The sequence below is a fragment of the Alloyangia mangrovi genome (genome assembly GCF_002300555.2).
GTDB lineage: Bacteria > Pseudomonadota > Alphaproteobacteria > Rhodobacterales > Rhodobacteraceae > Salipiger > Salipiger mangrovi.
The window spans coordinates 21437-32780 of sequence record NZ_NTHN02000010.1; the positions used below are offsets into that span (position 1 = coordinate 21437).

9 protein-coding genes and 3 pseudogenes are annotated in these 11344 nt (G+C 67.5%); 2 read left to right on the forward strand and 10 right to left on the reverse strand.

The features are described 5' to 3' along the window. Window positions 1-6 precede the first annotated feature (6 nt). Both CLG85_RS07490 and CLG85_RS07495 read left to right on the forward strand, forming a co-directional pair. Window positions 7-282 (forward strand): annotated as a pseudogene (locus tag CLG85_RS07490) (amidase family protein); the annotation flags it as partial. A 25-nt stretch (window positions 283-307) separates the two neighbouring features. After that, the gene (locus tag CLG85_RS07495) at window positions 308-1396 is read left to right on the forward strand and encodes an amidase (RefSeq protein WP_260348659.1); all 1089 of its coding nucleotides are present in this window, start codon (window positions 308-310) and stop codon (window positions 1394-1396) included. A gap of 277 nt (window positions 1397-1673) precedes the next feature. Here CLG85_RS07495 and CLG85_RS07500 read toward each other — a convergent pair. The 10 genes and pseudogenes from CLG85_RS07500 to CLG85_RS07545 all read right to left on the reverse strand — a co-directional run. Next, window positions 1674-2119, reverse strand: a pseudogene (locus CLG85_RS07500) (IS5 family transposase); the annotation flags it as partial. Between the two features lie 259 nt (window positions 2120-2378). Next, window positions 2379-3074, reverse strand: coding sequence for a ribulose-phosphate 3-epimerase (gene rpe, locus CLG85_RS07505; protein WP_095882798.1), 696 nt, complete (start codon window positions 3072-3074; stop codon window positions 2379-2381). Between the two features lie 37 nt (window positions 3075-3111). Next, window positions 3112-4042, reverse strand: a pseudogene (locus CLG85_RS07510) (2-hydroxyacid dehydrogenase). A 17-nt stretch (window positions 4043-4059) separates the two neighbouring features. Then, window positions 4060-5199: a rod shape-determining protein RodA gene (gene rodA / locus CLG85_RS07515; protein WP_095882796.1), complete on the reverse strand. Its 1140-nt coding sequence runs from the start codon at window positions 5197-5199 to the stop codon at window positions 4060-4062. Next, the gene (gene mrdA, locus CLG85_RS07520; RefSeq protein ID WP_095882795.1) at window positions 5196-7115 is read right to left on the reverse strand and encodes a penicillin-binding protein 2; all 1920 of its coding nucleotides are present in this window, start codon (window positions 7113-7115) and stop codon (window positions 5196-5198) included. Before mrdA ends, rodA begins: the two co-directional genes overlap by 4 nt. Beyond that, complete coding sequence (locus tag CLG85_RS07525; protein WP_095882794.1) at window positions 7112-7654, reverse strand: rod shape-determining protein MreD; 543 nt, start codon at window positions 7652-7654, stop codon at window positions 7112-7114. Before CLG85_RS07525 ends, mrdA begins: the two co-directional genes overlap by 4 nt. Then, complete coding sequence (gene mreC / locus CLG85_RS07530) at window positions 7647-8606, reverse strand: rod shape-determining protein MreC (RefSeq protein WP_235865428.1); 960 nt, start codon at window positions 8604-8606, stop codon at window positions 7647-7649. Before mreC ends, CLG85_RS07525 begins: the two co-directional genes overlap by 8 nt. A gap of 118 nt (window positions 8607-8724) precedes the next feature. Then, the gene (locus tag CLG85_RS07535; RefSeq protein WP_095882793.1) at window positions 8725-9771 is read right to left on the reverse strand and encodes a rod shape-determining protein; all 1047 of its coding nucleotides are present in this window, start codon (window positions 9769-9771) and stop codon (window positions 8725-8727) included. A 308-nt stretch (window positions 9772-10079) separates the two neighbouring features. Continuing rightward, complete coding sequence (locus tag CLG85_RS07540; RefSeq protein ID WP_095882792.1) at window positions 10080-10529, reverse strand: YtoQ family protein; 450 nt, start codon at window positions 10527-10529, stop codon at window positions 10080-10082. Window positions 10530-10612: 83 nt separating this feature from the next. After that, window positions 10613-11332 (reverse strand): hypothetical protein, encoded by a 720-nt coding sequence (locus CLG85_RS07545; protein ID WP_217989768.1) that lies wholly within the window; start codon window positions 11330-11332, stop codon window positions 10613-10615. Window positions 11333-11344 lie beyond the last annotated feature (12 nt).

An 11344-nucleotide genomic window follows, 5' to 3' on the forward strand; every position in this document is an offset into this window, starting at 1 on the left:
CTCATCATGACAGACCCCAACGCCCTGACCGCCCGCGAGCTGGCCGCCCGCGTTCGTGCCGGTACGCTCAAGGCCGCCGAGGTGACGCGCGCCACGCTCGACCGGGTGGCGCGGCTGAACCCGGCGATCAACGCCATCGTGCAGGACACCGGCGAGGAGGCAATGCGCGACGCCGAGGCGCTCGATGCCCGCATCGCGGCGGGCGAGGATGGCGGCGCGCTGGCGGGCGTGCCGGTGACGGTCAAGGTGATCGCCGACCAGAAGGGCTACGCGACTACCAACGGCACGACGCTGGCCAAGGACCTCATTGCCAACGAGGACAGCCCCTTCCTGCGCAACATGCGCACGCGGGGGGGCCATCGTCGTCGGGCGCACCAACTGCCCGGCCTTCTCCTACCGCTGGTTCAGTTCCAACAAGCTGCACGGCACCACCAGCAACCCCCACAACTCTGCGCTGACACCCGGTGGCTCTTCGGGCGGGGCAGGGGCGGCGACGGCGGCGGGGCTCGGGCACATCGCCCATGGCACCGACATCGCCGGTTCGATCCGCTACCCGGCCTATGCCTGCGGGGTGCAGGGGCTGCGGCCGACGCCGGGGCGGGTGCCAGCCTTCAACCACTCGGGGCCGGACCGCGCCATCGGCCCGCAGCTCATGGCCGTGGCCGGGCCATTGGCGCGCCGGGTCGATGACCTGCGCCTGGGGCTCGAGGGCATGTCGGGCTATGCGCCCGATGATCCTTGGAGCGCACCGGTGCCGCTCACCGGACCTGCCGTGGCGCCACGTGTGGCGCTGATGAAGCGCCCCGGCGGCATCGACACCGATCCGCGCATCCTCGCCGACCTCGATCGCGCCGCCGAGGTCCTGCGCAAGGCGGGTTGGCACGTCGAGGAGCCAACGCAGGTGCCCGACATCCGCGAGGCGGTGGAACTGCAGATCGACCTCTGGCTTTCGGACGCGCATTCCGACAAGCTGGCGGCGGCGAAGCTCGAGGGTGATCCGGGTGCCATCGCGCTGCTGAGCTTCTACGAGGAGCGGGCGCGGGGCATCGATCTTGCGAAGTTCAGCGAGCTGTTCAGCCGCCGCGCGCGGCTGATCCGGGCGTGGCGGGCCTTCCTTCTCGATTACCCCTTGGTGCTGATGCCGGTCTCGGCCGAGCTGCCCTTCGCCCAAGACGAAGACCTCAACGGTCCTGAGGCCATTGCACGCCTCTGGGAGGCTCAGGTGCCTCAGATTGGCATCCCGCTGCTCGGACTCCCGGCGCTGTCGGTTTGCTCCGGGCTGGAGGTCGGGGTGCCCTCGGGTGTGCAACTGGTTGCACCGCCCTGGCGCGAAGACCTGTGTCTGGAAGCGGGCGAAGTGCTGGAACGCTCCTTCGGACTGCATCCGCCAGCCTGAGAGGTCCCGATGTCGGCGCTCATGCCCATGCACCGAAGAGCCGGCCGTAAGCTGCGGGCGTGAGAGCACCTTCGAACCACCAGGCTCGGGACTTCGTTGACCGGACCATCTCGGTCAAGCGTTTATGGCCGCACGAAACGTGCCGCGGGGATGCGGAGACGTCAGCTTGCCGCCCTGCCGCCCCAAGGTCCGCCACCGAGATCACCCGGGTGCAGGCTTCGGTCCGCAGCACGCCATCATCGGAACCACGCCCCTAGGCACCAGACTCATTCATTTTTCAGAGCCAGAAGATGACGGTTGCGGCTAGGGCAATGGCTGAGGGGAAGGCTTTCGGGCATCGGTCGTAGCGGCTTGCGACGCGGGGCCAGTCCTTGAGCCTGCCGAACATGATCTCGATGCGTTTGTGTCGCTCGTAGCGGCGGCGATCATATCGAAACGTGGTCTTTCGACCCTTCCGGCCCGGGATGCAAACCCTCGATCCCTTGTCTTTCAGCCCTTCTCCGAACCAGTCTGCATCATAGCCACGGTCGCCACGGAGCCATTGTGCTTTTGGCAGGCTGCTCAGCAGGGCCCCGGCGCCGGTGTCGTCGCTGACCCGGCCCGCGCAGTCATGAACAGCCTCAACGGCCGTCCCTCGGCATCGGCGACGGCGTGCCGCTTGGTGTTCATGCCACCCTTGGTCCGTCCGATCAGGCTCAGACCGCCATGCTTGGAGGTCAGCGATAGGAAATATGCCGCGATATCCCGATCTGTCGCGCTGCATCTGCCCGGCCATGCAGCATTTCGATTTGCGGTCGCTCGACGCACTGGGCCCGAGCCGGGTGCTCGCTCCAGAACAGCCGGACGCGTGCCAGGTCGGCTTTCCTCGCTATTTGTCAATGAGAAGGGCGCCCCAAGGGGCGCCCTTCATATCTCTGTTGGTGCCGGGATGCCGGATCTTGATCGGCATTTGGCGCCAACTCGATACGGATTTACAGGAGGCTCAGCCCTCGAGGCTGGCGCGGATGGCGCGGATGTTCTCGCCGTAGGGGGCGGGGTTGTCGACCGAGCCGCCGCGGAAGACGGCGGAACCAGCGACCAGCACATCGGCGCCGGCTTCGACCACCAGCGGGGCGGTCGAGGGGTCGACACCGCCGTCGATCTCGATGTGGATCTCGCGATCGCCGATCATCTCGCGCAGCTTCTTCACCTGCGCGACCTGGCTATGGATGAACTTCTGCCCGCCGAAGCCGGGGTTCACGGTCATCAGGCAGACGAGGTCGCAGAGATCCAGCAGCGGCGCGGCGGCCTCGACCGGTGTGCCGGGGTTGAGCGCAAGGCCTGCCTTTGCGCCGCAAGCGCGGATCGCCTGCAGCGTGCGGTGGGTGTGAGCGCCGGCCTCGAGGTGGGCGGTGATGATGTCGGCGCCGGCCTCGGCGAAGGCCTCGATGTAGGGGTCGACCGGGGCGATCATCAGGTGCACGTCCATCACGGTCGAGATATGCGGGCGGATCGCCTTTACCAGCGGCGGGCCGAAGGTGAGGTTGGGCACGAAGTGGCCATCCATCACGTCGACGTGGATCCAGTCCGCACCCTGCGCCTCGACGGCGCGGATCTCGGCGCCGAAATTGGCGAAATCGGCGGAGAGGATCGACGGGGCGATCTTCACATTGCGGTCGAAGGTCTCGGGCAGGGGCATGGCGGCAGCATCTCCAGTTAAGATGCGCCGCGCCTTATCAGTATCCCGCGCCCCGGTCCACAAGATGCAGCAGGGGCGCGCCCGTGACGCCGCGCCGCAGGTTCTCGGCAATCACCCGCGAGGCCGAGTCGGCGCGGGTCTCGGCGGCGATATGGGGTGTCACGGTCACCTTGGGGTGCGCCCAGAACGGGTGGTCCTGCGGCAACGGCTCGACGCGGAAGACGTCAAGCGTGGCATGGCCGACCTGTCCGGCATCGAGCGCCGCGAGCAGCGCGTCGTCGTCGATCAGCGGGCCGCGGCCGGGGTTGATGATCGCCGCACCAGGGGCGAGCAGGCAACTCTCGCGCGAGGGTGTTCTCGGTCTGCGGGGTGAAGGGCAGCAGCAGAACGACGATCTCGGCCCCGGTGAGCGCTTGGGCCAGCCCCTCAGCGCCCGACAGGCAGCGGATGCCGTCGATCTCGCGCGGGGTGCGGCTCCAGCCGGTCACCGGGAAGCCGATCTGCGCCAGCTGCCGGGCGCAGGCACGTCCCAGCATACCGAGGCCGAGCACGGTGACCGGGCGCTCGCGCGCCAGCGGCGGCGCCTTGTTCAGCCAGACATGGTCGGGATTTATGATATGCGCATCCATGCCAAGGTGATGGCGCAGCGCGTGGCCGGTGACATATTCCACCATGCCCTGCGTCAGCCCCTCGTCATCGACCATGCGGGTGAGCGGAACCGACAGCTTGTCATTGCCGACGATCTTCTCGACCCCGGCCCAGAGGCTGAGCACAGCCTTCAGCCTCGGGAAGCCGGTGAAATCGGTCAGCCCGGAACTGGGGGCGTAGACGATGTACTCGACCTCCTCGGCGGGGATGTCGCGGGAGAGGCGGTAGTCGATCCCGGCGGCGTCCAGCGCCTCGGTGAGCGGCGCGCGGTAGGCGTCCCAGCTGTCCTGCGGGGCGGCGAAGAGGATCGTCGTGGTCATGGGAGTCCTTGCGAAGTCTAGCGTGGCCTGTGGATGTGGGCACTCTGCACGAGGCCGAAGGCGATCATCAACACCAGCATGGCCGAGCCGCCGTAGCTCACCATCGGCAGCGGCACGCCGACCACCGGGGCAAGCCCCATGACCATCGACATGTTGACCGCGAAGTAGAGGAAGAAGGTCAGCCCGATGCCCAGCGTCAAGAGCGAGGAGAAGCGGTCGCGGTTGCGCAGCGCGGCAAAGATGCAGAACAGCAGGATCAGCACGTAAAGCGTCAGCAGCGACATGCCCCCGACGAAGCCGAACTCCTCGGCAAGCGTGTTGAAGATGAAGTCGGTGTGCTTCTCGGGCAGGAAGTTCAGCCGCGACTGGGTGCCCTGCATGAAGCCGCGCCCGGTCCAGCCGCCCGAGCCCATGGCGATCTTGGCCTGGGTGATGTGATAGCCGGCCCCGAGCGGGTCGGTGGAGGGGTCGAGGAAGGTGTCGATGCGGCGGAACTGGTAGTCTTTTAGAAGCTGCCAGTCCGTGCCGCGCGACTCGAAGACGGTGAAGATCGTGCCCACCCCGGCGGCGATCACCACGGCGAAATAGGCCCAGTGCACCCCGGCAAGGAACATGATCAGCCCGCCGCCGATCATCAGCAGCAGCGCCGTGCCGAGGTCGGGCTGGATCAGCGTCAGCCCGGTGGGCAGCAGGATCAGCAGGATCGGCATCAGCACCCAGAGCGGCCGCGAGGTCTTCTTCAGGGGCAGCCAGTCGTAATAGGCGGCCAGCACCATCACCAGTGCGATCTTCATCAGCTCGGAGGGCTGCAGCCGCATGAAGCCGATGTCGATCCAGCGCTGCGCGCCCATGCCGACGGTGCCGAAGAGCTCCACCCCGATAAGCAGGCCAAGCGAGCCCAGGTACGCCAGGACCGACAGGTTGCGCCAGAGCCAGATCGGCACCATGGCGGTGACGAACATCGCCGCCAGCCCGAGCCCGAAGCGCTTCATCTGCGGCTCGGCCCATGTGTCGAGCCTGCCGCCGGCCACCGAATAGAGCATCAGGAAGCCGACGCTGGCCACTGCGGTCAGCAGGATCACCAGCGGCCAGTTGATGTAGAGCACCTTGCGCCAGCCCGTGGGCGTGGTCTTGACCGTGTATTCGAGATAGCTCACGCGCGCCCCCGTGCCTGTTCCGCCCGCTCGAGGCGTTCACGGTCAAGCCGCTCCTGCTGCTCGCGGATCTTCTCGTGGTCGGACGAGGGGTAGGCGTCGAGCGGCGGGGTGCCGCCGTAGAGCGCCTGCAGCGCCACGTCGCGGGCGATGGGGGCCGCGGCCGAGGAGCCGCCGCCGCCGTGTTCGACCACGATCGAGACCGCGATCTTCGGCGCGGCGATGGGGCCGTAGGCGACGAAGAGCGCGTGGTCGCGCTCCTCCCAGGGCACTTCGTCGTTGGCGACGACCCGGTTACGCACCTGGCTGGTGCCGGACTTGCCGGCCAGCTCGTAGCCCGCAGAGACCACGCGTGAGCGGTAGCCGGTGCCGCGGTTGCTGTTCATCACCGCCGACATGCCCTTGCGCACGTAACGCAGGTGGTTGGGGTTGATATCGAGCTCCTCGCCGCCGACAATCTCGGTCTCGACGCCGTCGATGGTCTTGATCAGCCGCGGATGGATGGCGCGCCCGCTGGCAAGGCGGGCGGTCATGATCGCCTGCTGCAGCGGCGAGGCCAGCACGAAGCCCTGGCCGATCGAGGCGTTCACAGTGTCGCCCAGCAGCCAGCCCTTGCCGCGCTCGCGCTGTTTCCACTCCTTGCTCGGCATGATGCCCGAGGTCACCGCCGACATCGGCACGTCCGGCGGCACGCCGAGGCCGAGCCGGTGACCCATGTCGGCCATCTTGTCGATGCCGACCTTCAGCGCCACGTCGTAGAAGAACACGTCGCAGCTCTGCTGCAGGGCCTGCTCCAGCGTCAGGTGACCGTGGCCGGTGCGCTTCCAGCAGTGGAAGCGGCGCGAGCCGACCTCCATGTGGCCGGGGCACCAGACGGTATCGTCGGGCGAGAGGATCCCGGCCTCGAGCGCGGCGAGCGCGGTAACCATCTTGAAGGTCGAACCCGGCGGGTAGGCGTCCTGCACGGTCTTCGAGGCGAGCGGGCGGTGGTTGTTGTCGCGCAGGATCGCGTAGTCGGCGACCGAGATTCCGCGCACGAACTTGTTGGGATCGAAGGAGGGGGCCGAGGCAATGGCCAGCAGATCGCCCTTCTCCACGTCCATGATCACGCAGGAGGCGGATTCATGGCCGAGCCGTGCCTGTACGTAATCCTGCAGGTCGGCGTCGATGGTCAGTTGGATGTCGGCGCCATTGTCGCCCTCGCGGCGGTCGAGCTCGCGCATGACCCGGCCCACGGCGTTGACCTCGACGCGCTTGGCGCCGGCCTTGCCGCGCAGCTGTTCCTCGTATTTGGCCTCGACGCCGACTTTGCCAATCTGGAAGCGCGGGATGCGCAGCACCGGCTCGGGATCCTCGTAGCGGGCAAGGTCGCGCTCGGATACGGGGCCGACGTAACCCACCACATGCGCAAAGTTGCCGTGCTGCGGGTAGAAGCGTGACAGGCCGACCTCGGGGGTGACGCCGGGCAGGGCAGGGGCGTTGACGGCGACGCGGCTGATCGACTCCCAGCTCACCCGGTCGGCGATGGTGATCGGCAGGAAGGGGGCGGAGCGCCGCATCTCGGCCAGCGCGCGGTTCAGCTCGTCCTCGTCCAGCTCGACCAGCGCCGAGAGCTTGGAGATCACGTCCTCGACGTCGCCCGCATCCTCGCGCACGATGGTGATGCGGTAGGTCGGCGTGTTCTCGGCGATGATCTTGCCCTTGCGGTCGAAGATGCGCCCGCGACTCGGCGGGATCAGCCGCATGTTGATGCGGTTCTCCTCGGCCAGCAGGCGGAACTCGTCGGCTTGGTCGACCTGCATGTGGTGCATGCGCAGCCCCAGCATCCCGGCAAAGCCGAGCTGCGCGCCGCCCAGCAGCAGGGCGCGGCGCGAGATGCGGCGCCAGCTGTCGGAGCTCTCCTTGGGGGTGCGTCTCACATCGGTCTCCCGGCATGGTCGAAATCGCCCGGCGCCATCCGGCGCACGCCGAACAGCCCCTGCGACAGCAGGACCACCAGAGGATAGCAGATCACGGTGGTGGCGTATCGCATGAGCGCTAGGAAAGAGGTTCCCTCGGGCACGATCAAGAGCCCCAGCACCAGCCGGAACAGGATCGTGATCACCGCCAGCACTACGGCGACGGTGATCCATTCCATCAGGAAGGTCTGTTCGCGCCGCGGCCCGTCACGGTTCTTCAGCGACTCGGTGGCCATCAGCACCAGCACCGCCCAGAGCCCCGGCGGGCGCTGGAACAGCAGGTCGGCCAGCAGCATGACCCCGGCCACCAGCAGCGCCGGCACGTAGTCAGGCCGGCGCAGCGCCCAGGCGAAGCACATGGCGGTCAGCACGTCAGGTCCCGCGTAGGCGGAAGGCATCAGGTCGAGCGGCAGCAGGTGGAAGAAGATCAGCGCGAAGGTCAGGGCGACGAAAATGGTGCGCATCATCCAGACCTTGGCCGGGCGGCTGCTCTCAGCCATTGCCGGCCTCCGACCCGGACCCGGGCTCCGCATCGCTGAGCGGTGGCACGGTGGGATCGGTCACCGCCTCGGGCTGGGGCGCCTCGGGCGGTGTCTCGGGCAGGATGAGCCCCGAGGGGGTGCTGACCCGCCGCGCGCCGTGGTCGCGCAGCACGCGCAGGAACTCAAGCCGCTCGTAGTCGGCGGCAAGGCGCACGCGCAGTCGCCCGCCCGGATCCTGCGCCACCTGGCCGATCAGCAGACCCGGCGGGAAGACCTCGCCGTCACCCGAGGTTACGATACGGTCGCCGGGCTTCACCAGGTCGGGGTTCTCGAGGAAATCGATCGGCGGGTTGGCCGAGTTGTCGCCGACCACCATGGCGCGCTGGCCAGAGGGCTGGATGGTCGCCGGGATGCGACTGCTGGCGTCGGTCAGCAGGATGACCCGAGCGGTGTTGTTGCCCACCCCCGAGATGCGCCCGACAAGACCGATACCGTCCATCGTGGCCCAGCCGTCGACGATCCCGTCGCGGCTGCCGACGTTGATCAGCACCGACTGGCGGAAGGGCGAGCCGCTGTCCGCCAGCACCACGCCGGTGATATAGGTCAGCCGCGGGTCGAGCTGCACGTTGTTCAGGTCGCGCAGCTTGGCGTTTTCCTGCTCGAGCTGCAGCGCGGCTTCCTTCCAGGCGGTCATCCGGCGCAGCTCGCGGCGCAGCTCCTGGTTCTGTTCGTGGATGCGCTGGTAGGACTGAAAATCGCGCAGGATCGTGACCGCGCCGGTCACCGGCGCCATGGCCCAGTCGAACCCGGGCATAATGGTGTCGATCACCTGTGCCCGGAACCGCTCGACGCGCGGGCTGTCGATGCGCCAGAGGACGAAGAGCCCGGTGAGACACAGGATCAGCACCGCCAGAAGCAGGCGCTTCAGCGGGGCGGAATAGTCTTCGCTGTTGGTGCCGTGTTTCGCCATCGGGTCTCTGCGGGTGGCCTCTGCGTCACGTGTGCCTCAGGGGCGGTGCAGGGCGGGTGCGGCCTTGGCCCTGCACCCGCCCCGGACTATGCCGCAGCCGGGACGATCCCGAAAGGGATCAGCTGTCGTAATCGATCGCGTGCTGCAGCTGCTTTTCGTATTCCAGCGCCTTGCCGGTGCCGAGCGCCACGCAGTTGAGGCTCTCCTCGGCGATCGATACGGCCAGACCGGTCTGCTCGCGCAGCGCCAGGTCGAGGTCGCCCAGCAGCGCGCCGCCGCCGGTCAGCATGACGCCGCGGTCGACGATGTCGGCCGCCAGGTCCGGCGGGGTGGCCTCGAGTGCGGACATCACCGCCTCGCAGATCGCCTGCACCGGCTCGGACAGCGCCTCGGCCACCTGGGCCTGGGAAATCTCGGTTTCCTTCGGCACGCCGTTCAGCAGGTCGCGGCCACGGATCTGCATCGAGCTGCCACGCCCGTCGTCGGGCATCCGCGCGGTGCCGATCGAGGTCTTGATACGCTCGGCCGTGGCTTCACCCACCAACAGGTTCTGCTGGCGGCGCAGGTAGTTGACGATGGCCTCGTCCATGCGGTCGCCGCCGACGCGGATCGAGCGCGCGTAGACGATGTCACCCAGCGAGAGTACCGCCACCTCGGTGGTGCCGCCGCCGATGTCGACGACCATGTTGCCGGTCGGATCGGTGATCGGCATGCCGGCGCCGATGGCCGCGGCGATGGGCTCGGCGATGAGGCCGGCCTTGCGTGCGCCGGCGCTCAGCACCGACTGGCGGATCGCCCGCTTCTCAACCGGCGTGGCGCCATGCGGCACGCAGACGATGATCTTCGGCTTCGAGAAGGTCGAGCGCTTGTGCACCTTGCGGATGAAATGCTTGATCATCTCTTCCGCGGTGTCGAAGTCCGCGATGACGCCCTCGCGCATCGGCCGGATGGCTTCGATCGAGCCGGGGGTGCGCCCCAGCATGAGCTTTGCATCCTCGCCGACGGCCAGCACCTTCTTGACGCCGTCCTTGACGTGATAGGCCACAACCGACGGTTCGGACAGAATGATTCCGCGACCTTTCACGTAGACCAGCGTGTTCGCCGTGCCGAGGTCGATGGCCATGTCCGCCGAAAAGGCGCCCATGAGTCTGTCCAGTCCAAACATTAAGTGTCCCGCCCCAGAAATACGCGTTTTGGCCCTCGACTCCCCTCGAGTGAAGGCTCGGGTGTTATAGGGTCGGACGGCGCGGCAAAAAAAGCCCCCAGCCTGCGCAAATGCGCGTGAAATCGCGTGTGGGGTCTTGCTGCCGCACATCCGGCGGACTTTGGCCCGCCGACTCGGCGCTGAACCTCGTCGCACATCCCTCGGCATTTGCTTGCGAAAGGGGCGCGGCGGAAAGTCGCGCCCCGTGCGCCGCGCGGTACGGCGTGGCGGGCCGCGTCGTGGCGTCACCCGGTGGCGGCGACAGCCTATTATTCGGGCAGTGCCCCGGTGAGCACGTAACGCAGCGTGGCCACCACTTCCTCGGGCTCGCGGGTGACCGCCAGAGCCGCGGCGTCGACCTCTTTCAGGGCGTGGTCGTGCTCGGGGCGCTGCAGGATGATCAGCGACTTGCCGAGCGCGGCGGCATAGCCCGCGTCGAAGGCGGCGTTCCACTGCTTGTACTGCTCGCCGAAGCGCACCACGACCACGTCGGCATCGGCGATCGCCTTGCGGGTGCGGATGGCGTTCATCTTGGCGCCCTTGTGATCGTGCCAGAACTTGCTGTCCTCGGCGCCCAGGATCGCGACGCCGCAATCATCGCTGGCGGCGTGGTCGGTCACCGGCGCGCTGAAGGTCACGTCGAGCCCCTGTGCCCCCTTGATGATGCGCTCGCGCCAATCGGTGTGAATCTCTCCCGAGAGATAGACGTTCAGTCCCATGCGGTGTCCCTTCCGTGTCCTTGCGTGCCGGGGAACCTATGCGCTGGCCGGCGCGTGACAACCGCAAAGACGTGGCGCAGCGTTCAGAACTCGTGCCGGTAGGAGATGCCGAGCTTCTGCTCCTCGCCGAAATCATTGTCGATGTAGGAGCCGAAGAGCGCCACCGTGTCGTTCTGCGTCAGGTGGTAGGAGAGGCCACCGCCGAGCGAGACGCCTTGGAAGTCATCCGACCCCCGCGTGTAGATGCCGCCGGTCAGGAAGGTGAACTTCTCGGTGATCGGGCGGATCGCGAACATGCCGAGATAGCCGCTGTTGTTGGTGACCTCGAGGTTGACGGTCTCGTGCAGCTCGAGGCTGGTGACGGCGACTTCGCCTTCGCTGTAGGTGTAGCCGAAGGGCGTGAAGAGCTGCCACTTGCCGGTCTTCAGCCCCATCGCGGTCAGCGGGACGAAGCCGCCGAGCGAGTAGTGGGTCTGCACCGAGCCGTTGTCGAACTCGTTCTTGCCGGCGGTGAAAGTCAGGATACCGAAGGAGAAGAGGTAGGAGGCGCCGAGCGACCATTGCCCGCTTTCCGAGACACGGGCGTTGACCTTGGTGACGGGGCCGAAGGCGAGCGAGCCGGAGACGGAGAACTCGTCGGAATAGGACAGGCCTGCCTTGGTGGCGATCTTGGTGGGGTCCTCGGCGGCCTTCTCCTGCTGCGCGGCCATCGGGGTCGCGAGAAGCGTGGCCAGGGTGATGCCGGCGCACAGCCCCGCCGCGCGCGATCGGGGGAAGGGAAGTCTGGAAACGCGTCTCGTCACGGCAATGCCCCT

Coding starts and splice junctions, on each gene's coding strand:
- rpe (WP_095882798.1), bottom strand. CDS start 3,074: ATGCCCCTGCCCGAGACCTTCGACCGCAATGTGAAGATCGCCCCGTCG.
- mreC (WP_235865428.1), bottom strand. CDS start 8,606: ATGGCGAAACACGGCACCAACAGCGAAGACTATTCCGCCCCGCTGAAG.
- CLG85_RS07540 (WP_095882792.1), bottom strand. CDS start 10,529: ATGGGACTGAACGTCTATCTCTCGGGAGAGATTCACACCGATTGGCGC.
- CLG85_RS07535 (WP_095882793.1), bottom strand. CDS start 9,771: ATGTTTGGACTGGACAGACTCATGGGCGCCTTTTCGGCGGACATGGCC.
- CLG85_RS07525 (WP_095882794.1), bottom strand. CDS start 7,654: ATGGCTGAGAGCAGCCGCCCGGCCAAGGTCTGGATGATGCGCACCATT.